Source organism: Simiduia agarivorans SA1 = DSM 21679 (assembly GCF_000305785.2).
Classification (GTDB): domain Bacteria; phylum Pseudomonadota; class Gammaproteobacteria; order Pseudomonadales; family Cellvibrionaceae; genus Simiduia; species Simiduia agarivorans.
Window position 1 is genome coordinate 496,869 of sequence record NC_018868.3, and the last position, 26,173, is coordinate 523,041.

The 26,173-nt window shown below is 53.5% G+C and carries 21 protein-coding genes; 20 read left to right on the plus strand and 1 reads right to left on the minus strand.

Annotated features, from left to right (window positions below; translation table 11 throughout):
• The first annotated feature begins 2 nt into the window (after positions 1–2).
• The 8 genes from M5M_RS02220 to flgL all read left to right on the plus strand — a co-directional run bounded on the left by M5M_RS02220 (position 3) and on the right by flgL (position 11,701).
• Entirely contained in the window at positions 3–2,465 is a 2,463-nt protein-coding gene (locus tag M5M_RS02220) for a flagellar hook-basal body complex protein (protein ID WP_015045836.1), read from the plus strand.
• Between the two features lie 118 nt (positions 2,466–2,583).
• Entirely contained in the window at positions 2,584–3,327 is a 744-nt protein-coding gene (gene flgF / locus M5M_RS02225; protein WP_016389174.1) for a flagellar basal-body rod protein FlgF, read from the plus strand.
• 29 nt (positions 3,328–3,356) lie between these two features.
• Positions 3,357–4,142 carry a flagellar basal-body rod protein FlgG gene (flgG, locus tag M5M_RS02230; protein WP_015045838.1) on the plus strand — a complete coding sequence of 262 codons (786 nt, stop codon included), beginning with the start codon at positions 3,357–3,359 and terminating at the stop codon, positions 4,140–4,142.
• A 9-nt stretch (positions 4,143–4,151) separates the two neighbouring features.
• Complete coding sequence (gene flgH, locus M5M_RS02235; protein ID WP_015045839.1) at positions 4,152–4,835, plus strand: flagellar basal body L-ring protein FlgH; 684 nt, start codon at positions 4,152–4,154, stop codon at positions 4,833–4,835.
• A gap of 32 nt (positions 4,836–4,867) precedes the next feature.
• Positions 4,868–5,926: a flagellar basal body P-ring protein FlgI gene (locus tag M5M_RS02240; RefSeq protein WP_338057816.1), complete on the plus strand. Its 1,059-nt coding sequence runs from the start codon at positions 4,868–4,870 to the stop codon at positions 5,924–5,926.
• Between the two features lie 8 nt (positions 5,927–5,934).
• Positions 5,935–6,840, plus strand: coding sequence for a flagellar assembly peptidoglycan hydrolase FlgJ (flgJ, locus tag M5M_RS02245; RefSeq protein ID WP_015045841.1), 906 nt, complete (start codon positions 5,935–5,937; stop codon positions 6,838–6,840).
• A 69-nt stretch (positions 6,841–6,909) separates the two neighbouring features.
• Positions 6,910–10,080 (plus strand): flagellar hook-associated protein FlgK, encoded by a 3,171-nt coding sequence (gene flgK, locus M5M_RS02250; RefSeq protein ID WP_015045842.1) that lies wholly within the window; start codon positions 6,910–6,912, stop codon positions 10,078–10,080.
• Positions 10,081–10,099: 19 nt separating this feature from the next.
• A complete protein-coding gene (gene flgL, locus M5M_RS02255) occupies positions 10,100–11,701 on the plus strand; it encodes a flagellar hook-associated protein FlgL (protein ID WP_015045843.1) in 1,602 nt (533 codons plus the stop codon).
• Here the strand turns inward: flgL and M5M_RS02260 are convergent.
• Positions 11,679–12,011, minus strand: coding sequence for a hypothetical protein (locus M5M_RS02260; protein WP_015045844.1), 333 nt, complete (start codon positions 12,009–12,011; stop codon positions 11,679–11,681). The genes flgL and M5M_RS02260 overlap by 23 nt on opposite strands.
• 262 nt (positions 12,012–12,273) lie before the next feature.
• On the opposite strand from M5M_RS02260, the gene M5M_RS02265 reads away from it, so the two are divergent.
• The 12 genes from M5M_RS02265 (at position 12,274) to M5M_RS02320 (ending at position 26,115) form a co-directional block, all read left to right on the plus strand.
• On the plus strand, positions 12,274–14,409 hold the full coding sequence (locus M5M_RS02265) for a flagellin N-terminal helical domain-containing protein (RefSeq protein WP_015045845.1): 2,136 nt from the start codon (positions 12,274–12,276) through the stop codon (positions 14,407–14,409).
• Positions 14,410–14,732: 323 nt separating this feature from the next.
• Positions 14,733–16,823, plus strand: a complete 2,091-nt coding sequence (locus M5M_RS20915) for a flagellin N-terminal helical domain-containing protein (protein ID WP_015045846.1) — start codon at positions 14,733–14,735, stop codon at positions 16,821–16,823.
• Positions 16,824–16,890: 67 nt separating this feature from the next.
• Positions 16,891–17,271 (plus strand): flagellar protein FlaG, encoded by a 381-nt coding sequence (locus M5M_RS02275; RefSeq protein ID WP_016389175.1) that lies wholly within the window; start codon positions 16,891–16,893, stop codon positions 17,269–17,271.
• Positions 17,272–17,366: 95 nt separating this feature from the next.
• A complete protein-coding gene (gene fliD, locus M5M_RS02280) occupies positions 17,367–19,388 on the plus strand; it encodes a flagellar filament capping protein FliD (RefSeq protein ID WP_015045848.1) in 2,022 nt (673 codons plus the stop codon).
• Between the two features lie 93 nt (positions 19,389–19,481).
• Entirely contained in the window at positions 19,482–19,868 is a 387-nt protein-coding gene (fliS, locus tag M5M_RS02285; RefSeq protein WP_015045849.1) for a flagellar export chaperone FliS, read from the plus strand.
• 73 nt (positions 19,869–19,941) lie between these two features.
• The gene (fliS, locus tag M5M_RS02290) at positions 19,942–20,313 is read left to right on the plus strand and encodes a flagellar export chaperone FliS (RefSeq protein ID WP_015045850.1); all 372 of its coding nucleotides are present in this window, start codon (positions 19,942–19,944) and stop codon (positions 20,311–20,313) included.
• A gap of 56 nt (positions 20,314–20,369) precedes the next feature.
• On the plus strand, positions 20,370–20,621 hold the full coding sequence (locus M5M_RS02295) for a hypothetical protein (protein ID WP_015045851.1): 252 nt from the start codon (positions 20,370–20,372) through the stop codon (positions 20,619–20,621).
• Between the two features lie 69 nt (positions 20,622–20,690).
• Positions 20,691–21,080 (plus strand): flagellar export chaperone FliS, encoded by a 390-nt coding sequence (gene fliS / locus M5M_RS02300; protein ID WP_015045852.1) that lies wholly within the window; start codon positions 20,691–20,693, stop codon positions 21,078–21,080.
• A gap of 312 nt (positions 21,081–21,392) precedes the next feature.
• Positions 21,393–22,823, plus strand: coding sequence for a sigma-54 dependent transcriptional regulator (locus tag M5M_RS02305; protein ID WP_024330271.1), 1,431 nt, complete (start codon positions 21,393–21,395; stop codon positions 22,821–22,823).
• Between the two features lie 273 nt (positions 22,824–23,096).
• Positions 23,097–24,317: a sensor histidine kinase gene (locus tag M5M_RS02310; RefSeq protein WP_211217002.1), complete on the plus strand. Its 1,221-nt coding sequence runs from the start codon at positions 23,097–23,099 to the stop codon at positions 24,315–24,317.
• Positions 24,310–25,725: a sigma-54-dependent transcriptional regulator gene (locus M5M_RS02315; protein ID WP_015045855.1), complete on the plus strand. Its 1,416-nt coding sequence runs from the start codon at positions 24,310–24,312 to the stop codon at positions 25,723–25,725. The genes M5M_RS02310 and M5M_RS02315 overlap by 8 nt, the downstream gene beginning before the upstream one ends.
• A gap of 201 nt (positions 25,726–25,926) precedes the next feature.
• Complete coding sequence (locus M5M_RS02320; protein ID WP_015045856.1) at positions 25,927–26,115, plus strand: PA3496 family putative envelope integrity protein; 189 nt, start codon at positions 25,927–25,929, stop codon at positions 26,113–26,115.
• Positions 26,116–26,173: the final 58 nt, after the last annotated feature.

Consider the following 26,173-nt stretch of genomic DNA (forward strand, 5'->3'; position numbering starts at 1 on the left):
TTATGCCATTCAATACAGCACTCAGCGGCATCCGTGCTGCCAATTCCGACCTGAAAATTACCGGCAATAACATTGCCAACGCAAGTACGGTAGGGTTTAAAAGTTCCCGTGCGGAGTTTGGCGATGTCTATGCCACCACGATTCTGGGCGCCGGTGTTAATACCATTGGTGGCGGAGTCCGATTGCAGGATGTGTCCCAGCAATTTTCCCAGGGCAATATCAGTTTTACTGAGAACGAGCTTGACCTCGCGATCAGCGGTGCGGGTTTCTTCATTCTGAATCAGAACGGCGATGCCTTCTATTCGCGGGCAGGCACCTTCTCGCTTGATAAAGACGGATATATTGTCAATAACGTTGACGCCCGACTGCAGGGGTTTGCAGCGGACATTAACGGAGTGGTAGGGGGGGTTATCGGTGATCTGCAGATCCAGACCGGCAATCAGCCGCCGCGTCAGACTACTCTGGTGGAATCGGCGCTTAACCTGAATGCCAACGCGCCGGTATTACAACGCTCTGGCTCCACCCTGATAACCGATGGCAATGCCATTGCCGTGACGCAGGTGGGCTTACAAAACGACACTACGTCCACGGCTAATTCAACCAGCTTTGCACTGCCGGGTGCCGGTTTTGATTTCAATACCAACACCATTACTTTTGATGTCCAGATTGCCGGTGCGTCTTCGGGGAATAACGGCACCGTCAGTATCACGTTGAACACAGCCAATGGCGTTCCGGCCAATGTTAATAACTTCAATGATTTGCGTACGCTGGAAGGCGTTATTAACGGCCAGATCTTTTCGCCCACGCTACCGCAAACTGCAATCGACGTCATCGCTGTTGCGGTGGATGACGGGGGTGGCAATTACCACCTTGAATTTCAGGCGCTGCAAAGCGGTGAGCCCGCCCAGGTGACGCTGACGAATGCCAGCGGCAATGCCGGTACCATCGGACTGGCAGGGGCTATTGGTGCGGGTACTATCCAGGACAATTCCGGTACCCCGGCAGTCACCAATGGCTATCCGCAACAGTCCATCGATGTGGTCGGTCCGACCCAGACAATCACCTATACCAGCCCGGCCGGTTCCACCGCGTCGGAAATAGCATCGGAAATGAATGCGCTCGCCGGTGTCACCGCCACGGCTACGTCAACAGCCTCCATTATTGCCGCGGGCTACAACAACAGCGCCGGCAACATGATTATTTCGCTGAATAACGTTCAGTTGACTGGTAACGACCTGACAGCGCTTGAAGCCGAAATTAATAATCTGTCTTCTTCAACGCTGCCCGGCATCACTGCCCAGTTGGATCCTGTAACTGGGAACCTGCAGATTACCTCGAGTATCGGTGACGATTTGCGGTTTACCATCTCGTCACCCAATGACGGTGACACGCTGGAAGTGCAGGGTAACCCGGCGGTGCCATCGCAAACACTCGAGGCGGATCCCTCCAACAACGGGGTGGGGGCCGGCAACAGCGATGCGGCGCTCAATGCGATCATGGTAGGCGGCGAAATCGATATCGTTTTGGACCAGGGTTATACACTGACCAATCCCAATCCGCCGGCCATCGGCCTGTACAGCCCCTTTACCGCTGGGACATTTCAGCCTTTTGTGATTAACCAGTTTGATCCAACTGATCAGGGGACTTACAACCACGCGACATCGGTTACCGTGTATGACTCGCTGGGCAACAGTCATGTCATGACCCAGTACTTCGTGCGCCAGCCGTATGATACGACGGATCCATTGACGTCACCCAACCACTGGCTGATGTACGTACAGATCGACGGCGAAGATGTGGGCGATCCGGATACCACATTGCCGCCGCCCGGCAATCTTTTGCCGACCCAGGCCTCATTCAATCTGCATTTCAACTCAAACGGCAGTCTGGACCCGCTCTTGAGCGACGATATTCTGGTGTCGAACTGGGTGCCGTTGGACCGTAATGGCAATCCTAACGGCGCTTTACCGCCCTTGAATGTATTGCAGGGCGGAGCCTTGCCGGTGGTTGAGCCGCCAACCAGCAGTAACTTCGAGATCGATATGGTGGGAACCACCCAGTTTGGCAGTGACTTTGCCGTGAATAACGTCGATCAGAACGGCTACGCCACTGGCCGGTTGTCCGGTATTAACATTGATGATGGCGGTGTGATCTTTGCTCGTTTCACCAATGGTGAGGCGCAGGTACTGGGTCAGCTGGGGATTGCCGATTTCGCCAATGTGCAGGGCCTTCAGCCGGTTGGAGACACCATGTGGGCGGAGAACTTTGAATCGGGCATTCCCCAAATAGGCACGCCTGGCACGGCTGCCTTGGGCGCGATTAATGCGGGCGCACTGGAAGACTCCAATGTGGATCTTTCGCAACAGCTGGTGAATCTGATTATCGCGCAGCGCAACTTCCAGGCCAGCGCGAAAACCATCGAGACTGCCGACACCGTCACTCAAACCATCATCAATATCCGTTAATTGATTTATGCCCCGCCTGTGCGCGGGGCTGTTCTTTCCCCGCTTTAACCTTGGCATTGTCCTTGCAGTACTAATAACAGACGTTTAGGCCGACTGTTTTTTGGCTCTGGGAGGCATGATGGACAAGGCTCTATATCTGGCAATGACTGGCGCGAAGCACAATATGCGCGCGCAGACTGCCCATTCCAATAATCTGGCAAACATAAACAGCACCGGGTTTAAGGCTGACTTTGCCCAGGCCCGGGCCATGCCGGTGTTTTATGGTGAAACACATCCTACCCGAGCGTATGCGCTGACGGAAAATCCGGCATCTGATTTTTCTGCCGGCGCGATGCACGAAACTGGCAGAGAATTGGATGTTGCCATCAATGGCGCCGGTTTCTTTGCTGTGCAATTGCCAACCGGCGAAGAAGTCTACACAAGGGCGGGTGAATTTCAGATTGATGCCGAAGGCGTACTGCGCAATGGCGAAGGGTTGGCTGTGCTGGGCAACGGCGGCCCGATTACCATTCCGCCACAGGAAAAAGTCGAAATCGGATTGGATGGCAGTATATCCGTCATCAATGCCGGTGAGGGGCCGCAAACGCCTGCCCAACTCGACCGTTTACGATTGGTAAACCCGGATTTAGCTAACCTGGAAAAAAATCCACAGGGTTATTTTGTGACCCGCGATGGCAATGTGCCTCCCGAGGACGCCAACATCACCGTCACGTCCGGGTTTCTGGAGACGAGTAACGTCAATGCAGTCAATGAATTTACTCAGGTATTGAGCTTGTCCCGTCAATACGAATTGCAAGTAAAAATGATGAGTACCGTACAGGGGAACTCGGAAGCCAGTGCACGCATGTTGCAAATTGGCTAAAGATACCGGTAGTCGGTAGGGAGAAAACCATGCATTCAGCACTATACGTGAGCAAGACCGGCCTCAGCGCCCATGATAAGCAGCTCACCACGATTTCCAACAACCTGTCCAATGCCTCCACGGTGGGTTATAAGCGTGATCGGGCGGTCTTTGAGGATCTGCTGTATCAGATCCAGCGTCAGCCAGGCGCGCAAACCACGCAAGACACCCAGCTGCCCTCGGGCTTGCAATTGGGCACCGGCGTGCGGGTGGTGGGCACTCAGAAACAATTTACCACCGGCAGCCTGCAAGTGACTGACCAATCCCTGGATGTGGCTATTAATGGCCGCGGATTCCTTCAGATTCTGAGACCGGATGGCACTATCTCATATTCCAGGAATGGCCAGTTACACCTCAATGCAGATGGCCAGCTGGTGAATGCCAATGGCCTGCTGCTGGAACCTGCCATCACTATTCCCGATGATGCCAATCGTATCACCATCGGCACTGATGGCGTAGTGAACGTGTTTGTACCGGGTGACCCCAACCCTCAGCAGGTGGGCGATATTCAGTTGGTGGACTTTATTAACCCCGCAGGCCTTGAGGCCATCGGTGGCAATCTGTTCCTCGAGACAGCCGCCAGCGGTAATCCACAGCCGGGCACGCCGGGCGAAAACGGTTTGGGTGAAGTGTTACAGGGTACTTTGGAAAATTCCAACGTCGATATCGTGGAAGAAATGGTCAATATGATCACCACCCAACGTGCCTATGAAATGAACTCAAAAGTCGTGTCCACTGCGGATCAGATGTTGCAGTTCATTACCCAGAGTCTGTAGGTGAGCGCTATGGTTAATCGATTCCTTAACACCGTGTTGGTGCTGACGCTGTTGGCGACAAGCGCCGCCTGTACCGTTCAGGCGCCGCCAAAACAAAATGATCCGTTTTATGCACCGGTGATGACCCATACACCACCCGCACCGGTACCGGAAAGCGGGTCTCTGTACCGCGGTGATTACAGTCTCAGCTTTTTTGATGACCGCAAGGCCACGCGTGTGGGCGATATCATCACCATTGTGCTGTCGGAACGAACCGTCGGCAGTAAAAGCTCCGGCGTGTCGGTTAAGAAGGAGTCGGACAACAGTTTTTCGGGCACCATACTGGGTCGAACACCCATGGCCGGTGGCTTTACGTTAGATACCGAAACGCAGCACGACCGGGATTTTTCCGGTGAATCCGACGCCGACCAGAGCAATAGCCTGCAAGGCAATATCACCGCTACCGTCACCGACGTATTACCCAATGGCAATCTGGTGATACGCGGCGAAAAATGGATCACGCTCAATAAAGGTGAAGAGTTTATCCGGGTCAGTGGCATCGTCCGGCGAGAGGATATCGGGCTGGACAACAGCGTCGAATCCACGCGTCTGGCCAATGCCCGCCTGAGTTATGCCGGCACCGGTGCTCTGGCTGACTCCGGTGAAATGGGCTGGCTGCAGAAATTCTTTAACTCCGGGGTGTGGCCGCTATGAGACTACTACTTGCCTTATTACTGCTGCTAGGGATGCAGTCAAGTTACGCTGAGCGGGTGAAAGACATAGCATCAGTTGAGGGCGTGAGGAGTAATCAGCTCGTGGGCTATGGCCTGGTGGTTGGTTTGAACGGTACAGGTGATCAAACCAATCAGACACCGTTTACGGTGCAATCCTTCCAGAATATGTTGAATCAATTTGGCATCGCCTTGCCCCCGGGCATCAAGCTGCAGCTTAAAAATATCGCCGCAGTGACGGTGCATGCGGATATGCCCGCGTTTTCAAAGCCAGGGCAAACACTGGATGTCACTGTGTCCTCCATTGGTAACGCCAAAAGCCTGCGCGGTGGCTCGCTGATCATGACGCCATTGAAAGGGATCGACGGGAAAATTTACGCCATCGCGCAAGGTAATCTGGTTGTCGGCGGGTTTGGTTCCGAAGGGATAGATGGGTCCAAAGTCACCGTCAATGTGCCAAGTGTCGGCCGGATCCCGGGCGGTGCCCTGGTAGAAAAAGAAGTCCCTACTGCATTCGACAATGGCAAGGCCATTGTATTCAATTTGCACCGGGCCGACTTCACCACAGCCAAACGGTTAGCCGAGAGTATCAATAATAAACTGGGTCCGGATGTGGCTTCGCCGATTGATGCCGTATCGGTTTCAGTAAAAGCACCGCTGGATGCCGCCCAACGCGTCAATTACCTGTCGCTGTTGGAAAATATTGACGTCGTGCCTGGGGAAGAGCCGGCAAGGGTCGTGATCAACTCCCGTACCGGCACCATCGTGGTCGGGCAGCATGTGCGCGTTTCGCCGGTGGCTGTGACCCATGGCAGCCTGACGGTTACGGTGTCGGAAGCCATACAAGTCAGTCAGCCCAATGCCCTGGGGGGCGGGCAGACCGTGGTGGTCCCGCAAAGTAACGTCAATGTGGAGGAAGACATAAACCCCATGTTCAAATTTGACGCCGGAACCAGCCTCGATGACATCGTCAGAGCCGTCAATCAGGTCGGCGCTGCGCCCGGTGATTTGATGGCAATACTTGAAGCGCTTAAACAGTCCGGTGCACTGCGCGCAGAACTGATCGTGATCTAGGGGGCGCCATGGGTCCGGATATTTCATTTCGCGATAATTTCACCGATCTCAATAGCCTCGATGCGGTCAAAAAAGCGGGCAGAAAAGGCGACAAGCAAGCGCTGCGCGAGGTGGCCCGCCAGTTTGAGGCGATGTTTGTTCAACAAATGCTGAAAACCATGCGCGCTACCGAAGACGTATTTGCCGAAGGTAACTTCACCCAGTCCAGCGAAATGAAGTTCCACCGTGACTTGCTGGACCAGCAAATGTCTCTGCAGTTGACTAAAGGTCGGGGCATGGGGCTGGCGGAAGTGTTGTACAGAGAGTTGGATCGTAGTTACGGCAAGATGTTGCCGCAGGCCGGCAAGTCGTCCACAGGAATTTCTGCAGCCGAATCTTCGCCGAAGACCATTGCCCCGGCAACAGCTGCCACCATCGACACTGAAACTACGAAGCCGGCAGACAAGGACGGTTTCATCGACCGGATTTTTGAACAAGCCAGGCAGGCTGCAGAAAAACTGGGTGTTGCCGTTGAGGGGATTCTCGCTCAGGCGGCGTTGGAAACCGGTTGGGGCAGGGCCGTCATTCATAACGAAAAGGGTGAAAGCTCCAACAACCTGTTCAATATAAAAGCCGGTGGTGACTGGCAAGGCGATGTGGTATCGCGTAGGGTCAAAGAATTCCGGGGCGAAGAGGCTTATCAGGAACAGGCCCAATTTCGTGATTATCCGGATCTTACCGCGGCTTTTGAAGATCTGGTCCAGTTCTTGTCCAAACCGCGATACCAGCATGCAGTCAATACCGGATCGGCGGCCCATTACGGGCAGGCGCTGCAGCAAGCCGGCTACGCAACAGATCCCCACTATGCAGAAAAGATCGCCCGCATTGCTACCGATCCGGAATTCAAGCAAGCAGTGGCCCGCAATTTGCTTTAAATGAAGATGAAACGTGGCGTTTGTCAGATTGACGCTTGCCACACATTTAGCTTCAGTGGCGATTAACTTATGGCAGATTTACTTGGCATCAGCATCAGTGGCCTACGCTTCAGTCAGGCAGCGCTTAAAACCACCAGCCATAACATTACCAATGCTGATACCGCGGGCTATTCGCGGCAGCGGGCGCTGGCCGGTACCAATGGCGCGACCTTTCTCGGGGGCAGTTATGCAGGCAACGGTGTTAATCTGCAAACCATTGAGCGGGTTGCCAGTCAGTTCGCCATCGATCAGCTGCGCACCGACACCACGCTGTTCAATGAGCTGGAAACATTTAATGACAGCATCCGGCAAATAGACTCGCTGTTGTCAGATCCGGCTACCGGTGTGGCTACGGCGATGCAGAGCTTTTTTGCGTCTGTGCAGAATGGTGCGAATGACCCCACGTCCATTCCCAGCCGTCAGCTGATTGTCAGCGAGGCGGAAAATCTCGCTACGCGTTTCAATACGCTGTACGACCGGCTAGACGCCATCAATATCGGGGTCAGTCAGCAATTGAATACTGCGATTTCACAGATCAATTCACTGACCACCGTGATTGCAGATCTTAACGACAAGATCGCGCTCGCAGTGGGACAGGGGCAGGGCGCACAACCTAATGATCTGCTTGACCAACGTGATGAAGCCTTGCGTCAGTTGGCAGAGTTCGTTTCAGTCAGCACGTTTCAGCAGGACGGCAGCCAAATCAATGTGTTGGTGGGGAATGGGCAACCGTTGGTGGTTGGCAACCAGTCCCGCCAGTTACGGCTGGAAGATGGCCTGTTTGATGCTTCCAAGTCCGACATTATTTTTGACGGAGAAAAAGGTGCCCAACGGATCACCGATCTGATTTCCGGTGGTCAGCTAGGCGGTTTGTTGACCTTTCGTTCGCAGGTGCTGGATCCGACCATTAACGAACTGGGCCGTTTGGCAATCGTATTGGGGGAGAGTTTCAACGAAGTGCATTCCCAGGGCGTAGACTTAAACAGCCTGTATGGTAAACAGTTTTTTGCCGATGCAAACCACCCGGATTATCTCAGTACCCGGATCAAAGGCAGTGCCAATAATGCACTGCCGGACGACCGGCGCTTGTCCCTGCAAATCACCGATGTGAGACAGATGACCGCCTCAGATTACGAGCTGTCTATCACCTCAAACGGTGTGTATACGGTTACCCGTCTTTCCGATGGTGTGGTGTCCGAACAGGGAATCATGGGTAGCACCTTTCCTTATTCTGTGGAGTTTGACGGCTTGACCCTCAGTTTCGAGGGGGGCAGTTTTCGTTCTGGTGACAAGTTCCTGATACAACCCTCTCGCCAAGGCGCGAGAACCTTCAATAACGAAATCTCCCGCACGGAAGATATCGCTTTCGGTTCTCCTCTGCTAACAGACATGAGTCTGAGCAATAAGGGCTCGGGTGAGATTTCCGCGGGCGAAGTCCTGGCGACAAGGGATGCAAACGGCGATTTGTTGCCTTTGTTTGCCAATCAGGGCAAGTTTTCGCCGCCGTTAATCGTCAAATTCACATCGCCCACAAGCTACGACATTCTGGACAATTCTGATCCGGGTAACCCGGTTCAGTTGGATCCGCCCTTGCGCAATCAGCGTTATGTCCCCGGGTTATCCAATTCACTGTTTGGTACCGATCCCGGCGCGACCCAGGCCAGTACAAATGGTCGCGCAATCGGGTTGCCGGCCGGTAGCACCCCATTATTACAAGCGGCACTTAAACCCACGGGTGCGGCGCTGCCTAACTATGCGGTGACAGATTTCTCCGGTTCGGCAAATCAGTTTGCATTTGATGTAGTGGTGTCCAATACACTCAATGGCGCATCTGACGGCACATTTACGGTATTGATTAACAGCCCGGGGATCGTCGATAACGCTACGCTTTTGGCGGATATTAACGATGACCTCGCGTCCACCGCAGCTGAGGCGTATATAGACGAGAACGGGGAGCTGGCATTCCGGCTCCGGTCCATGGGTTACGGTGATATTACGCTGCAAAACTATGATGCCGATCCCGATGGGGGATTGGATCCAGCGCCGGCGGGGCAGGCGAACAACCTGTTAGGGTTTAATGTTGAGGGCGCCAGTTTTACCACGGTGGGCGGATCAAGTGGTGTCAGTGGCCAGGGTGTTGTGGGTAACCGTTACCCGGCTGAAATATTGCGGGTGATTCACACCAGCCCGACAACCGGGCAGCCGGTAACGCAGCAGATTACCACCAGCCAGAATGGCAGCGCCCGTTTACTCGCCAGTAGCCTGTCGAATATCCCGGGCGTGACGGCGAATGCCCATACCAGCGCATTATTGGATAACTTCAACCTGAGCCTGGCTGAGCCGTTACAAATAACGCTGAACGGTGAAAGTCTGTTGCCTTACACCACAAACCCGGTCACCGGCCAGCTGGAACTGGATCCGGCCATCCCGGATCCGGCGTCAGACCTCGTTGGTTTTTTAACCTTTGTCGCCAAACAGGTTAACGACAATACCACCCTCGATCAGAGTGGCACTTACGCGCAGGTCACTGTAGACCAGGCGACGGGCAGAGCCGGCTTAAGGATAATTTCCAGTCTGGGCGATGATCTGGATGTCCGGCTTACCGCTCAGCCGGGCGAATACATGGATGTGGGCGATGGCACTAATCCTCAGGTTCGCATCACTGCTAATGGTCCCGCGGTACAGACCGGTGTGGTCATTGGTGGCCGGGTCGATGTGACCTTGGCTGACGGTTACCGGCTGGAAACCTTGCCCACCGTCAGTCAGTTGTTTGGCAATAGCCAGGCTGTGGATTTCCAACAAAGTAACTACTGGGGTATTCAGGCCAGTATTGATGGCAGCCCGCAAACGGGTGACACATTTACGCTCGACTTTAATCAGAATGCCACGGCCGATAATCGCAATGCGCTCGATCTGGTCGATCTGGAACTGGAGAAAACCATCGATGGGGGCAACACCTATGCCAATGCCTACGGCCGTGTGGTGGAGGAAGTGGGTACCCGGACGGCAGCGTCACAGATTAATCGGGATGCAGCAGAAAAAATATTGATTCAAAGCCAGTCCCTGAGGGATTCCATCGCGGGTGTGAATCTGGAAGAAGAGGCCGCTAATCTGATTCGCTATGAGCAGCTCTACAATGCCAACGCGCAGGCTATCTCAGTTGCGCGCCAACTGTTCGACCGTTTGCTGAACAGTTTCTAACCTATTGAGGCTAAAAAAAATGCGTGTTTCTACCTCGGAGATTTTCAATGTTGCCAACCGGGGCATCAGCGATGCCAATTCGGCCATGGTAAAAACGCAAGAGCAGCTATCCACCGGCCTGCGCGTATTACGGCCATCGGATGATCCGGTCGCATCGACAAAAATTATGCAGTTAAACGACACCATCGCGCGTATCGGGCAATTTACCAAAAATATCAATTCTGCCGAAAACGACCTTCAGCTTGAGGAAACAACGCTGAACGGTGTGCTCGAACTCATTCAGCGGGTCCAGGAGCTGACGGTGCAGGCCGGTAATACAGCGACGCTGACGCCTTCGGATTACAAAGCGCTGGCGGCGGAAGTCGATGCGCGCCTGGAGGAGCTGCTTAATCAGGTCAATACCCGCAATGCCAACGGCGACTACATCTTTGCCGGCTATAAAGGTGGCACACAACCGTTCGAACGGCTGGGACCTGGTCAATTTACCTATTCGGGTGACGAAGGACAGAAACTGGTGAAAATCAGTGAGAGCGTCAAAGTGCCTGTGAGCGACAGCGGTAAGGCCCTGTTTATGGATATTGCTGCGGTTGAAGCCACATTGCGGACACACGTAAGTGCCGCCAATAAAAGCGTACCACCCATTACCGTAAGTGTCGGGCAGGTTTACGATCAGGATGTGTTTGATCAGTTCTACCCCGGCAATATGGTCGTCACGTTCAATCATGAATCGGCGGTAACGCCTGCGGCGAAAAATTTTACCATTACGGAGCGGGATACGGGCAAGGTACTGCTCTCTAATCAGCCGTTCATCAGTGGTGCATCGATTCAGGTGGCGGGCGCGAGCTTCACCATCACCGGTCAACCAGCATCGGGAACACCGCCGGTGCCTGCCACGCGACCTTTTGGGGCCGACGCCCCGGTCGCATTGCCGTTTGATTTTACGCCGCCGGCGAACGAGAGCCTGATTGTTGAAGTGAATGGTCGGCGGGAGACTCTGGTACTGGATGCGAACGTGACCAGTACGGCTGATATCGCCGCGATTCTCAATAATGCCGGTAATGGCAACGCGGCACGGCTGGCAAATCTGGGTGTAACGGTGACTGCGGCCGGATTCAGCATGTCTGCTGGCGTGAATTTTACGGTTTTGGGGGGCACAGGGAATATTGATGCTGTCATGGGGCTGAATACCAGCCTGGGAACATCTTCGGTTAATGGCCAGCGGGCGATTGGCGGAGATCAGGTGTTTGTTGACAGTGCAGACAATCAGGACCTCTTGCTTACACTGGCACGCTTGTCGGATGCAATGAAGACCGTGGGCTCAGATGCGCAATCCAAAGCGGTGCTTAAATCGGTAGTGGATCTGACGCTGGGTAACCTTACCAATGCACAAACCAACTTATTGGAAGTCACCAGCCGTCTCGGGGCACGTTTCAATACCATCGCCAGTACCAAGGATCTGCATTTGGATACCGAATTGGTGGGAAAAGAGGTCTTGTCGGAACTGCAAGACCTCGATTATGCCGAGGCCGCCAGTCGGTTATCCAAGCAAGAATTGGTTCTGCAAGCGGCGCAATCCACGTTTGTACGAATCAGCCAACTCAGTCTGTTTGATCGCCTTTAGGCGATTGATAGTGTTTTAAGTTTTTCCGGGCTTTAGCACTGGTCGAGACGTTTTGTTTCGCACTGGCCGCCTGCCGGTATTTTTTCAGAGCTGCTTCCAACTCATGCTCCAGTCGGCGGTAACGTTCCCACGCATCCGCCAGCGCCGTTGTTGCTTCTTCATCTGTCAATACGATCTGTAGCGCGGTGGCTTGTCTTTGCGTAGACAACTGCTGAGCCAGCACCCAATCGCCGTCATTGATCGCACCAATCAACTGAGCCGAGGCTTCATTGACCTGATTCAGTAATTGCAAATTGCGTGTGGTTTTCATCGACACTCTCCTTACGTAACAGGCTAGCCTGTTGCCGCTTTTGCGGCAACGAATTGCCGCCATAATTCTGACACCGGAGGACGATTCGGGCGTTTCCTGGATAAACCGTGAAATGATGAGTGAGTAATTCCTTGTAAGTGTTTAAAAATCAACAGCTTACAATATGAATAGAAAGTTGGCATGGCTGTTGCTCAACCCAGATTAAGTTTCCTCGGGGATTATCCCGAAACGACATAGTCTGTGAGTTAACAGGAGAAGCAAGATGCCATTAGTCATCAATACCAATGTGCAGTCATTGAATGCACAACGCCAATTGGTGAAGTCCGGCAATGATATGAGCCAAGCCATGGAGCGCTTGTCTTCGGGCAAACGCATTAACACGGCTGCGGATGATGCGGCAGGCTTGTCCATTTCTAACCGGATGACATCACAGGTTCGGGGCCTGAACCAGGCCATACGAAATGCCAACGATGGTGTGTCACTGATACAAACTGCAGAAGGTGCGTTGGATGAAACCACCAACATCCTGCAGCGTATCCGAGAACTGGCGATTCAATCGTCGAACGGGATTTACGATGACAGTAACCGCAAAACGCTGGATGCGGAAGTGCAACAGCTGAAGGCGGAACTGGATCGGATCTCTGAAACGACGTCGTTCAACGGGCAAAAGCTTCTGAACGGCAGCCTCGGCCAGGTGACATTGCAGGTTGGTGCGCAGGCAGGTGAATTTATTGACCTGAATGTTGGCGAATTGTCGACCGATACTTTGGGCGCTGCCCAGGATGCGGGGCTCAGCAATACCAGCCGCTTCTATGATAACCCCACCGCAGGCGCCCAAGGCTTAACGGTGGGTGACCTCACCGTCAATGGCATCGCGATCGGCGGCACCAGCTCTGCAGACGATTCTGCGTCCACTTCGAACGCCGATGCCAGTGCCATTGCACTGGCCGCTGCAATCAATAAAGTGTCTGATCTCAGTGGTGTAAAGGCCACGGTTAATTCAACGGTGATGGCCGGCGCCAGCATGACACCAGCGGCTGGCACCAGCGGAACCTTCACCATAAACGGGGTAACCACGGCGTCGATCACAACCACTGCAGATGGCGCAACCACGCGTTCGGCGGTTGTCGCCGCGATTAACGCGGTAGCAGCGCAAACCGGTGTAACCGCGATCGATACCGGTGAGGATGCCACCGGTGTGAAATTGGTCGCAGAAGATGGCCGGAATATTTCTCTGACCGCCAGTGCCGCTGGTTTAACGCCAGCTATCACTGGCTTGCGACTAGCCGCTACGTCTACGAACGAAGCGCTGCAGATTGGTTCCGTGACCTTGCAAAGCGTGAATGGCGCTGAGGTGGTTATCGGTGGCGACACCAGCCTGACACCGCAATCCGGATTTGTCGCCGGTACTTTTTCCGGCGTTCTGGCCCAGGCCACCAGTGCGTCTCATGAAGGCGCAGACGATGCAACCACCCAACTGCAAGCCGGTGATCTGGTGATTAATGGCATCCAGATTGGTGGCGCAAAAGCATTGGATGATACCGCCAGCACGGTCGGTAAAACCGGTAGCGCCATCGCCATTGCCGCCGCCATTAACCGGGTGGCGGAAGCCACGGGTGTGACCGCCGATGTGACGGGCACGACCATTAAAGGTCAATCCTCGACAACCGCGGAAACCTTGGGTAATACCCTGACGTTTACAGTCAATGGTATTTCCATCGGCACCGTAACGTCTGTGGGCGAAATCAGTGCTGACCGGGTTGCGCTGGTAGATGCTATCAATAAAGTCTCTGGCCAGACCGGCGTGGTTGCTCGCGATACGGGCAGTGGCGTTGAAATGTTTGCTGAAGACGGCCGTAATATTACCCTGGGTGCTGCAGGTGGTACCGGTGCCGCGCAGAACTTCGGACTGGGTAACGCCGCGGGTACTGCCGCCAGTACAGCCTTCGGGCAAACGACCTTCGGTGCGGTGACCCTGGGGTCCGGTGCGCAAATTGAAATCACAGCAGGTGCCAACGGCGTTGCCGGATTGGAAGGCGTTGGCTTCCGTGCAGGCACGTTTGGGGCGACAGAAAGCGGGCAGTTACTGAAGGATGTGAGTATAGCCACGCTCAAAGGCGCGCAGGAAGCGATTCAAGCCGTGGACAATGCGCTGGAAACCATTAATGCGGTCAGGGCAGATCTGGGTGCGATCAACAACCGGCTGGACTTTACCACGTCCAACCTGATGAACGTGGTGGAAAATACCGCCGCTGCGCGTAGTCGGATTATGGATGCGGATTTTGCCGCTGAAACAGCGAATCTCAGCCGGGCTCAGGTGCTGCAACAGGCGTCGCAGGCGATGCTGGCGCAGGCCAACGCGTCAACCCAACAGGTGCTGCAACTGCTGAATCAGTAATCCGTTAACTGCCTCCGTCTACAAACCCCGGACTATCCGGGGTTTTTTGTTACATCAACAGTAAGTAGCAAGAATCCTCTGCATATAAAAAACTGATATAAGAGAAAAGTGTGGTTGGCAGCCCCGTATAATGGCGATTGTGCAATAAAATCAACAAGTTAAATATAGAATCTAAAGCGGCAAATCATTGCCGCTGGGTGGCTAAAGGTTTCCGCTACAGGGTCGATAACCCTGTCAGAAGTGCTTCGATGTGATCGGGCCTTTACGACAGGCTGGTATCTAACCGGTCCCAACATCATGTGGAACTGTGATAGGAGGCAAACATGCCCTTAGTCATTAACACCAACGTTCAATCGCTGAATGCACAGCGGCAATTGGTGAAGTCCGGTGCAGATCTGGCCCGCGCGCAAGAGCGTTTGGCCTCCGGTCTTCGTATTAACAAAGCCGCCGACGACGCCGCCGGTCTGGCAATTTCCAACCGACTCACCTCGCAGGTACGCGGTCTTAACCAGGCCGTACGTAATGCCAACGACGGCGTGTCTATGATTCAGACTGCAGAAGGTGGTTTGAACGAAATTACCAACATTCTGCAGCGTATGCGCGAGTTGTCGATCCAGTCTGCTAACGGCATTTATTCCGATGCCGACCGTTCGACCCTTAACGCGGAAGTACAGCAGCTGAAGACGGAAGTTCAGCGTATTGCGGATACCACTTCTTTCAATGGCCAGGCGCTGCTTGATGGATCGCTGGGTAATGTTGCTTTACAGATTGGCTCACAAGCCTTTCAAACTGTTGACGTCAATATCGCCGAAGTAAACAATCAAAAGCTCGGCGTAAGTGCTAAAGCTGGATTGAGTTCATTCTCGCAAACCGACTTAACCGCAAACTTGAATGGTTTGGGCACCGGAGATCTTGTATTAAATGGCGTAGCCATTGATGCTGCGAAAGCCAGTGCCGACACGGCATCGAGTGTCAATAAGACCTCCAGCGCGATTTCCATCGCAGCTGCTATAAACGAGAAGTCTTCTTTGACTGGTGTGGTCGCTGAAGTTGAAGGTACAACATTGCAAGGTGCCGCCGCCTCTACTGGTACTGCGGTATCTGGTGCGCTGACAATCAACGGTGTTTCCATCGGGACGCTTACCTCCACAACATCAACAACCGCTGCTGAAGGGCGCGCGATAGCGGTTGCTGCAATTAACCAAAAATCGGATTTGACTGGCGTTGTGGCAATCGACACCGGCGACGATAATGGTGGTGTTACGCTTTACGCCGCTGATGGTCGCAATATCTCTGTTTCAGCAACCTTTGCGGCTGGTTCTATGGCAGCGTTCGGATTGTCTACAGGTGCAACCACTACCAACACTGTGACTACGGGTACAGTGGCCCTTCGCTCTGTCAATGGTGGTGATATAACCATTGATCAAGGTGCTACAGGAAATACAGAAGATGCTGGATTTTCGATAGGTACTTTTAGCGGCGTGCAGGCCCAAGTATCAAGTGATCTCAACAATAACACTGCCATGGCAGCGGGTGATGTGAAGATCAACGGCGTTATTATCGGAGCTTCGGTAGCTTCAGATGATACAGCGTCGTCCGGCTCTAATGCATCCAGTGCAATTGCGAAAGCAGCAGCTATTAATAAGGTTGCGGATCAGACAGGTGTTACTGCAGTAGTTCGGGAAAACGTCGCGGTTAACAATGTGGCTCAGGATGCCGCTTCAGATGCCGTCAGCGGTACTGTAAATGGTGTTTCAATCACCGGATTTACAACGGTCGCAAACGATACGTCCGGAAGCCGGCAAGCATTTGTAGCGGCAATCAATGCAATCTCTGGCCAAACTGGAGTTACGGCAATTGATACTGGTGAGAACGGTTCGTTGACCGGTGGTGGTATCAGGTTGATTGCAGAAGATGGCAGGAATATCGAAACCAACTTTACTAATGCTGATCATGCCGGATTCATTAACGGTGCCCAGACGTTTAATGGCGAGTTCACCTTGGTTTCGGATAAGGAAATCGTGATTGAGCGTGGCACCACTGCGAATATTGCGAACTCGGGCCTTAAGGTAGGTACTTACGGTAATGCAAAAGATGGTATTTCGGTTGCAAATATCGATATTTCAACCGAAGCAGGTGCTCAGCAAGCGATTCAGGGCCTGGACAATGCCATCGACGCAGTAAACGCCACTCGAGCCGATCTGGGTGCGATTAACAACCGGCTCGATTTTGCGGTCGCCAACCTGCAAAACGCCTCCGAAAATACCGCGGCCGCACGGTCACGTATTCAGGATGCGGACTTTGCAGCTGAAACCGCTAATCTGAGTCGTGCGCAGGTACTGCAGCAGGCCTCCACCGCCATCCTGGCGCAGGCCAACGCAGCACCCCAGCAGGTACTGTCACTGCTCCAGTAATGGAACAGGGCAGCATAACAAAGCGCGGGCGGGGTAGCCCCCCGCCCACTAGCTGAGAGGTGAACCCATGAATGAAGTTAGAGCAACACAAGTGGCTATGACGATAGCTACCGGGTCTGCTTCATCAAAAGGGGCTGCTGGCGCACCAAGCAGGGAAACCGGCAAGCAATTGCCGGTGGAACAACCCGAAAAACCGCAAGCCGAGGTAAAGCCGCAACCTGAAGTGGATTTGAGGGAAGCGGTAGCCGATATGAACGACTATATTCAGTCTGTTCAGCGGGACCTGCACTTCGCGGTAGATGAAGATCTCGATCAAACGGTGATCAAAGTCGTAGATCGTGATACAGGTGAACTGATTCGCCAAATACCCGAAGAGGTATTCCTTGATCTGGCACGAAAAATGAAAGCGGAACAAGAGCCCTTTCATTTGGTTAACGCCCAGGGCTGAGGAAATGACCTTCAGGGACGACAGGGTGCTTCGGCACCCTTTGTCGCACCTGTAAAGCAGCCAAGGCTGCCCACCGAATACTATGAGGTACTGCCATGATCGATTCGAATATTCCGTATCTTCTGGGTGCTGGGTCGGGCGTGGATACCAAAAGTCTGGTTGAACAGTTGGTGTCTGTTGAGAAATCCGTACGCCAGGGCCAGATTGATACCAAGCGTGAGAATTACGAAACCCGTCTGTCAGATTACGGGCTGTTCAAAAGTGCATTATCAACACTGCAAAGTTCGCTTGCCGCACTGAAAAACCCTGAAACATTTACCGCAAAATCCGTTTCCTTCCCCGACAGTGAAGTGGTCATACCCACTGCGATAGAGGCGGGCGCCGCCAGCGGTACCTACAGCATTGAGGTTACCAATATTGCCAGCGCTCAAAGTTTATCTTCCGGCGTATTTGCCGCCGTGACGGATGAAGTGGGGAAAGGCGTATTGACCTTTGATTTTGGTGCTTGGGATACCGGCGTGCCACCATCGGTATTTACCCAGAATACCAACAAGTCTTCCGTGCAAATCACCATTGATGACAGTAACAACAGCCTGGAAGGGCTTAGAGACGCGATTAATGGTGCCAACATGGGTGTTCAGGCGTCGATCGTAAATGATGGATCCGGCTTCCGGCTGTTGATGAAGGCGGAATCCGGTTTGAATAATCAACTGAGTATCAGTGTGGCGGAAGATGAAACTACGCCCACTAACAATGATGCGAACGGGCTTTCACGTTTTACCTTCAATGAAACGGCTTTACAGCTGACACAACAACAGCAGGGCCGAGATGCCAACTTGTTAATGAACGGCTTGGCCGTTACTCGCACAACTAACGAGATTTCCGATCTGATAGAAGGCTTTACTTTCACCATAGCGAAAGACGCGCCGGGTCAGGTGGTGAATATCAACATTCTTGATGATAAGGCCACCAGTGAGGAGGCTATCCGTGGTTTTGTTGATGTATACAACGAGTTCCTGACGGCGACAAAGAATCTAACTGGGTTTAACGAAGAATCGGGAGACTATGGCAGCCTGGCACGAGATGCATTGGCAAAATCCATGCTGACCAAAATCAAGAATACAATCACACAACCCGTGGCCGGTAACAATGGGGTGCTGAATGCATTGACCAATATTGGTATACGCACCGAGTTGGACGGCAGCATGGCCATTGACGAAACTGTATTTAAAAAGGCTTACGCTGATAATTTTCCTGCAATCAAAGGTCTCTTCGCGCCTGTAACCCAATCCAGTGCAGACAAGATCAAGGTCACCGGGTTTGGTAACGATACCATCGCGGGTGATTATGACGTGGTGATTACCCAGGCGCCGGAAAAGGGCTATTTTACTGGCGCTACTATTGGCAGCTTCCCGGTTGACACCACCGGGAAAGACTATGGATTGGTTTTGGAGGTGAATGGTAAAGCGAGTGGTACCATCAACCTGCCTGCGGGGCAGAGCTACGCCAACGGCACTGATCTGGCTGCGGCCTTGCAGCAGGCCATAAACAGTGACCCAGCGTTGAGTGCCAATAAGGTCAAGGTGAGCTTTGATACCGATCACCTGGTGATTACCAGTGACGCTTATGGCGCTACATCATTAGTCTCGTTAACGTCCGTGGGCGCGGATGTGGCTGAACTGGGGCTGTCGGCCGGTACCGGCACCAACGGCAAAAATGTGGCGGGGACAGTCAATGGTGAGGAGGCGTTTGGTTTAGCAGATGTGCTGTTGCCAGCATTTGGCAGCAACGCTTACGGTCTCAAGCTGCGCATATTACCTGGCGCTACCAGTGGGACGGTAAGTTTCAGCCGCGGCATCGGCGACACCCTCGATATGTTGGTTGCGGATTTTCTTGGTAGCCAAGGGCCCGTCAGGACCCGGGAAGACGGCATCAACAAAGAACTGAGTGAGCTTGATGATGCACAGGATGCGCTGGATCGTCGAATGGAGGCCTATCAAGCCCGCCTTCAGGCGCAGTTCACCGCCATGGAGGCCATCGTCGATCAGCTCAATAATACCCGCGACTACCTGGAAGGCGCCTTTGAAAACATGCCGTTTACCGCGCAACGGCGTTAAGACGATTGCCAGACTAAAGTTGACCGGTTGCCGGCCGATACAATGGATAGAGCCGCTAATGGCAGTTTTATCCGGGATACAGAGGTGAGCAACATGATTGGCCGCAGTAATATCAATGCATACACCAAAGTCAAAAACGAAACATCGGTTGAATCCGCTGATGCTCATCGCTTGATCGAACTCCTTTACGACGGTGCGCTTGAACGCATTGCGCAGGCGAAGGGTGCGCAAACGCAGGGGCGTATCGATATACGCGGAGCAAAAATTTCTCACGCAGTAAATATTGTCATGGGACTACGCGATGCACTTGACCCCGATCAGGGAAAAGACATTGCCGATAACCTTGATGCCTTGTATGACTACATACAACGATTGTTGCTTTCCGCCCATCGTGAATCCAGCCTCGAAAAGCTCGATGAGGCGGCTGGTTTGTTGACCCAGCTATCTGCCACCTGGAAAGAAATTTCCCCCACCCACTGATTTTTGGCATTATCTTCGCATTAATCCTCTGTAGTCCGGTACATGCCGGTAATTTGACGCAGAGGATTTTTTTATGGGCGTTCAACAAACCCAAGCGGCGGTGTCCATGGCGAAGGCCGGTGACGATATTTCACCGCATCAGGTCATCTCATTATTGCTTGAAGGGGCATTGGAGCGGATCCATCAGGCCAAGCGGAGTCTGGAAAACAGCGACCAGGAAAACTTTGATCTGTTGGTTCTGAAAACCATTGGTATCCTGAATGGTTTGAGGGCGAGCCTTAATTTTGAGCAAGGCGGTGAAATCGCAACCAACCTTGATGCCCTCTATGATTATGTGGCGGCGCAATTACAGACGGCGCCCGATGAGGATAAGTTGGTTGAAGCATCAGCCTTGCTGAGCCAGGTAAAATCCGGCTGGGACGGGATTGCGCCCTCGGCTAACTAAAGTTATCTGAATCGTGCCGATAACCTGTGTGATCAACCTTTGCACTGGAGTTCGGCATGGCAGTTATTCCTCATTCACAGATGCGTCTGGCACGGATGCGTCGTTCCCTTGCTCAGGCGTTAAGCACCCAGGACTGGGATCAGATAAAGGCGTTTGACCTGGAGTTAATGGATGCGCTCGACGCCGCCAGTGAAGACGAACAACGTGATTCAACCTCCTTGTTGGCCGAGCTGAATGCTATAGTGTGTCTCTACAAAGATATTGTGCTCAGCAGCGAACTGCATACCCGCCGCAATTCCGGACTGTAGTCCCGCCCGGTCCGCGCATGAATCCTGTCGTGAACAGGGCTGCATTTACGGGTTTGCATTGGAGGTCCGATGTTAAAACCCAAGTCAGCTGAACTCTATCGCCAACTCGGCCTGGAGGCTCAGATAACCGGCGCGAGTCCCCATCGCCTGATCGGATTACTCTATGCGGGCGCCATTGGCGAATTGAATCGGGCTATTGCTTGTGAGTCTCAGGGCCAAAGACAAGCCCGCATCAACGCCATCGCCAAATGTGTCGATATATTAAATGGCTTATTGGAAAGCCTGTCTTTTGAGGTGGAGAGCGATCTTCCATATCGCCTTGAAAGCCTCTACGTCTATATGATCCAACGCTTGTTGACTGTTCAGGCTTCCTTTGATGGTGAAACCTGCAAAGAAGTGCAGGGGCTCTTAGAGGTACTGGCAGACGGCTGGCAGCAAATGACCCCGGATTCCGCCTGACTCCACCAAAGTCTGTTCACTGACGGCTTGAAAGCCTATTTATATATGCGTTTAAACCAGCTGTTTTGGCGTTTTTATTCCTTATGCACCAAAGTCGGTAACTCCCCGATTATCTATAAATAAATGTTCCAACGTTATGGGTGCCAATAGTTTGACCCCTGACGATGTTTTGACTATTACTTTGTTCAAAGTGTCAGAAGTTTTGACTCTGGCAAAAAAATGGCGGGTAGTGGTCAGGTTTATTGAGAATCTTCGCGCCCGGTGTAATAAACGGATTGCAGTAATCCCTAGCGTTATCAGGAAATCCTCATGTTGCTTGACCCCATTAAAATTCTGGTTATTGATGACAACCCAGACCGCCGACGGGATCTGAAGGTCATATTGGACTTTATGGGCGAATCAGCCCTGAGTGTGGAGACCAGCCATTGGGAGCAGGAAGCTGATGTGGAGAAGGTGGCGCACGGCTTCAGTGCGGTGTTCCTGGGTGAAAACGCACAAACCCCCAATTTGCTATCCCGCTTAGAGCGTGTGCACCAGTGGGACCAGGGTCTTCCGGTGGTTCTGGTCGCCCAGGAGGCGGACCTGCCTGAAGATACCAACCCCTATCTCAAACACAAAATCATCGGCACCTTGCCCGAGCATCCCACCTATAACCAGTTGCTCGATATCCTGCACAGGGCCCAACGGTTCCGCTCCATGCTGAGCCGGAATGCCCGCGCAGGGCTTCGCCGAGCGCCCCATTTGTTCCGTAGTCTTGTGGGGTCCACACCCGCTATGGAAAAGATGCGCGAAATGATGACCCGCGTGGCAGACCGGGATGTAACCGTGCTGATCACGGGCGAATCGGGCACGGGCAAGGAAGTGGTTGCACGTAACCTGCATTACCATTCCGACCGTCGCGACATGCCCTTTGTGCCTGTCAATTGCGGCGCTATTCCGGCGGAACTACTGGAAAGTGAGCTGTTCGGCCACGAGAAGGGTGCCTTTACCGGGGCGATTACTGCCCGCGCGGGGCGATTTGAAATGGCGGAAGGCGGTACTCTTTTTCTGGATGAAATCGGCGACATGCCGCTTAACATGCAGGTGAAAATTCTGCGGGTACTGCAGGAAAAATGCTTTGAACGGGTTGGTGGCAATAAAAGCCAGCCCACCAATGTGCGCATCATTGCGGCGACGCATCGCAATCTTGAAGACATGATTGAACAGGGGAATTTCCGGGAAGACCTCTATTACCGGTTGAATGTGTTCCCCATAGAAGTACCTGCACTGCGGGAGCGGGCGGAAGATATACCGGCCCTGATCAGCGAGCTGGTCAGCCGGTTGGAAGTTGAACGCCGGGGCACGGTGCGCTTTAACTCCCAGGCCATAGTATCGCTCAGCCGACATAACTGGGCGGGTAATGTGCGGGAGCTGGCCAATCTGGTGGAGCGGATGTCAATCATGTATCCAACGCAAGTGGTCGGCGTTCAGGACCTGCCGCCCAAGTATCGCCATGTGGATGTGGTAGAGGATGAAACGATTGAAATGCCCGAGGCGCCTGCAGGCCTTGTCAGTCTCAGCGATAACCCCTTGCTGCCAGAGGCCGGTATCGATCTAAAAGAGTATTTAACGAATCTGGAGTGCAGTCTGATACAGCAGGCACTCGACGATTCCAATGGCGTGGTGGCCCGCGCAGCAGACCGGCTGGCAATCCGTCGCACAACCCTGGTTGAAAAAATGCGTAAATACGGTTTGAACCGTTAATCGTTCACCGCTAGCCCTTTAAAGCCGCCTTCAGGCGGCTTTTTTTATGACTCTTCCAATGACCTCCCGGCAGTGTTCAAAATGCTGACGCGACAGGCAGGGTTTATCAGCAGTCTGCCAGATCAGAATCTTATCCCAGCCAGGAAAGCCAACCTGTGTGTGTCTGAATTGGGCCTTGGCGGCAGTTTTTTGCCGTATTGGCATTGGCCTTGCAATAACCGGTTAACGTTGCAAACAGTGCGGAAATTTTGACGCATTAACCGGTGAGGATTCATGAACCCAATGGCAGAAACCATGAGCCAACCTATTCCCCCGGAAGGGCTGCGCTCGGCTTTCGAGCAATTTAATGCCATGTCGGCACAATTAGCAGAGTCTTACAATGCACTTCAGGACCGGGTAAACCAGCTAAACAATGAACTGACAACCGTCTCGGAACAACGGCTAAAGGAACTGGCGCAGAAGGAAATTCTGGCTAACCGCATGGAAACCCTGCTGAATCTTTTGCCCGGCGGGGTAGTGGTGATCGATGCGCAGGGTAAGGTTTCCCAGGCCAATCCAGCCAGCAGGGAGCTTTTGAACGGTCCCTTGTTGGGGTGTCCATGGCGGCAGGTGATTGAGCGGAATTTTTCACCCAAAGCGGATGACGGTCATGAAGTTTCAACCCTGGATGGTCGCTTGTTTTCGATCGCGACCCGCTCTTTGGAGGCCGAGGGCCAACTGATTCTGTTAACCGACCAGACCCAGACCCGCAAACTTCAGGCGGAGGTGAGCCGCAACGAGCGTCTATCGTCCCTTGGCAAAATGGTGTCTGCGCTGGCCCACCAGATTCGCACGCCCTTATCTGCCGCCTTGTTATATAACAGCCATATTGTCAAACGGGCCGATCAACCTGAAGCGGTATTGTATTCGGCGGAAAAGACCCGTGGCAGGCTGCTTGATATGGAACGGCAAGTCAGGGACATGTTGTTTTTTGTCCGCGGTGACCTGGTGTTGTCCGATTGCATCAGTGTGGCTCAACTTTACCGCGCATTGCGCGAAGCCACCGACGCCACCATTAAAGACCAGAATGTAGAGTGCCGTTGGCATATCGAAGCGCACGATAAAATAGTCAGAATCAATACCCACGCACTGGTCGGTGCGGTGAGCAACCTGGTGGAAAACGCCTTGCAAGCCGATCCGCAAAAGCAGCCCATACAAATCCGTCTGGAAGTGTTCCTGAATCGCTCCCTGGCCATTTCGGTTATCGATCAGGGGCCAGGAATCCCGCAGGAAATTGCAGAGACCTTGTGCGATATCTTCGTTACCACCAAACCGCAGGGCACCGGCATCGGACTGGCGGTGGTGCAACAAGTGGCCAAAGCACACGGCGGTAATTTTGTTATCCGGTCTATGGCAGAGCGGGGTACAAGAGCCTGCTTGCTTTTACCTGTCATTCAGATTGAGGACAGCGCCCCATGCGCTGTCGCTACAGCTTCAGGAGAGAACAATGAATAATCTGGCATCAGTGTTGCCTAGCTCTGATCATAAGGCCCAAAGTCCCGTGCTGATCGTTGAGGATGATCCCAGCCTGCGTGAAGCCATTGCCGATACCCTGAGCATTGCCGGCATAGACAACCTTGCCGTAGACAGTGCTGAAACCGCAGCCCATACGCTGGGTTCCGGTCAGTCGGTGAGCATGATTGTGTCCGACATCAACATGGGCGCTATGTCCGGCCATGACCTGCTCAGGCATGTACGCCAGCAACATCCGCAAATACCGGTGTTGCTGGTGACTGCCTACGGCAGTATTGCTGACTCAGTGCAGGCTATGCGCGAGGGCGCCGTTGACTATCTGGTTAAGCCTTTTGAGCCGGAGGCGCTGGTGGAACTGGTTACCCGGCATCAGGGCCGCAACAGCAATAACGACGAGCTACCGGTAGCGGAATCGCCCCAGTCCCGGACGTTGCTACAATTGGCGGACCGGGTGGCCCAGTCAGATTCCACAGTGTTGATACTCGGCGAATCGGGCACCGGTAAAGAAGTGTTGGCGCGCTACATCCACACCCGATCACCGCGGGCGGACGGGCCTTTTGTGGCGATCAATTGTGCTGCCATACCTGAAAACATGCTGGAGGCGGTGTTGTTTGGTCACGAGAAGGGCGCCTATACGGGTGCCCATGCGGCCAGCCCGGGCAAGTTTGAGCAGGCCAATGGCGGTACCCTGCTGCTGGATGAAATCTCTGAAATGGCGCTCGGTTTACAAGCCAAGCTGTTGAGAGTACTGCAGGAGCGCGAGGTCGAACGTCTGGGGGGCCGGAAAACCATAAAGCTGGATGTCCGTGTCATTGCCACTTCAAACCGGGCCATGGCTGAAGAAGTCAGTGCCGGCCACTTCCGGGAGGATCTTTACTACCGGCTCAGTGTATTGCCCATGCAATGGAAACCCTTGCGCGAGCGGGTTGAAGATATTGTGCCGTTGGCCGAGCGATTGCTGGCCCGGCACGCCAGCAGGCAGGGTAGGCGTCAGGTGAGTTTGACGGCCGCTGCAGCCCGGGCGCTGCAAGCCTATGCCTGGCCGGGTAACGTGCGCGAGTTGGACAATGTGATGCAGCGGGCGCTGATTCTTCAAGCGGGGCAACGTATCGACGAGGCCGATCTGGGGCTGGAATTTGGCCTGGGTCGGGTTAAAGCCCCGGTCAAAGAGCCGGAACCAGCGCCCTTGGCCGTGACCGATGGATTATTGGGTGACGATCTGAAGCGTAGGGAGTTTGAAGTGATTGTAGACACCCTGCACAAGGCCCGCGGCAGCCGGAAGGACACCGCAGCAATGCTTGGTATCAGTGCCCGCACGCTGCGCTATAAGGTGGCCAGGCTGAAGGAAGATGGTCTGGATGTGGATGCTGCATGGCGTACCGGGCCCTGAAGCCTGCGAGGTTAAACGTTGCGTCAAAAAGTTGTTGACCTGGGCGCCTCGCAGGGTTTATTTTCCGCGCCAGAGGCTCAGGTCAGTGCCCTTGGTTGGGGAATAGTCAGTTGGCCCGCTTCTTATAACCAATGTGGCCGCTTTTCCTAAAGAAACGGTCTGTTTAATAACCAGATTTTATTTCTATGAATGAGGTAGGTTATGTCTGGTATTGAATTAGCGAATTTCGAGTCCGACGACGATATCTATGTCATGGACTCAGGTGACACCGAAGTTGAAACCAAGGCGGTGGCCGGCATGACCGATCCTCGCAGACGACTGGAAGACCGGCTTGAAGAAATGCGCCTCAAGCGGGAGTTACGCGAGCTGGAAATGGATTACAAAATCTGATTGCAGTTGATGTCACGACAAAAAGCACCTTCGGGTGCTTTTTGCGTTTAAGGGGCCC

Excerpts from the sequence above, each read along its gene's own strand:
- flgK (WP_015045842.1), top strand. The coding sequence starts at position 6,910 with ATGGCAGATTTACTTGGCATCAGCATCAGTGGCCTACGCTTCAGTCAG.
- M5M_RS02240 (WP_338057816.1), top strand. The coding sequence starts at position 4,868 with ATGCAGTCAAGTTACGCTGAGCGGGTGAAAGACATAGCATCAGTTGAG.
- M5M_RS20915 (WP_015045846.1), top strand. The coding sequence starts at position 14,733 with ATGCCCTTAGTCATTAACACCAACGTTCAATCGCTGAATGCACAGCGG.
- flgG (WP_015045838.1), top strand. The coding sequence starts at position 3,357 with ATGCATTCAGCACTATACGTGAGCAAGACCGGCCTCAGCGCCCATGAT.
- fliD (WP_015045848.1), top strand. The coding sequence starts at position 17,367 with ATGATCGATTCGAATATTCCGTATCTTCTGGGTGCTGGGTCGGGCGTG.
- M5M_RS02310 (WP_211217002.1), top strand. The coding sequence starts at position 23,097 with ATGAACCCAATGGCAGAAACCATGAGCCAACCTATTCCCCCGGAAGGG.
- fliS (WP_015045850.1), top strand. The coding sequence starts at position 19,942 with ATGGGCGTTCAACAAACCCAAGCGGCGGTGTCCATGGCGAAGGCCGGT.
- fliS (WP_015045852.1), top strand. The coding sequence starts at position 20,691 with ATGTTAAAACCCAAGTCAGCTGAACTCTATCGCCAACTCGGCCTGGAG.
- flgJ (WP_015045841.1), top strand. The coding sequence starts at position 5,935 with ATGGGTCCGGATATTTCATTTCGCGATAATTTCACCGATCTCAATAGC.
- M5M_RS02320 (WP_015045856.1), top strand. The coding sequence starts at position 25,927 with ATGTCTGGTATTGAATTAGCGAATTTCGAGTCCGACGACGATATCTAT.
- flgF (WP_016389174.1), top strand. The coding sequence starts at position 2,584 with ATGGACAAGGCTCTATATCTGGCAATGACTGGCGCGAAGCACAATATG.
- fliS (WP_015045849.1), top strand. The coding sequence starts at position 19,482 with ATGATTGGCCGCAGTAATATCAATGCATACACCAAAGTCAAAAACGAA.
- M5M_RS02295 (WP_015045851.1), top strand. The coding sequence starts at position 20,370 with ATGGCAGTTATTCCTCATTCACAGATGCGTCTGGCACGGATGCGTCGT.
- M5M_RS02220 (WP_015045836.1), top strand. The coding sequence starts at position 3 with ATGCCATTCAATACAGCACTCAGCGGCATCCGTGCTGCCAATTCCGAC.
- M5M_RS02275 (WP_016389175.1), top strand. The coding sequence starts at position 16,891 with ATGAATGAAGTTAGAGCAACACAAGTGGCTATGACGATAGCTACCGGG.
- M5M_RS02315 (WP_015045855.1), top strand. The coding sequence starts at position 24,310 with ATGAATAATCTGGCATCAGTGTTGCCTAGCTCTGATCATAAGGCCCAA.
- M5M_RS02260 (WP_015045844.1), bottom strand. The coding sequence starts at position 12,011 with ATGAAAACCACACGCAATTTGCAATTACTGAATCAGGTCAATGAAGCC.
- flgL (WP_015045843.1), top strand. The coding sequence starts at position 10,100 with ATGCGTGTTTCTACCTCGGAGATTTTCAATGTTGCCAACCGGGGCATC.
- M5M_RS02265 (WP_015045845.1), top strand. The coding sequence starts at position 12,274 with ATGCCATTAGTCATCAATACCAATGTGCAGTCATTGAATGCACAACGC.
- flgH (WP_015045839.1), top strand. The coding sequence starts at position 4,152 with ATGGTTAATCGATTCCTTAACACCGTGTTGGTGCTGACGCTGTTGGCG.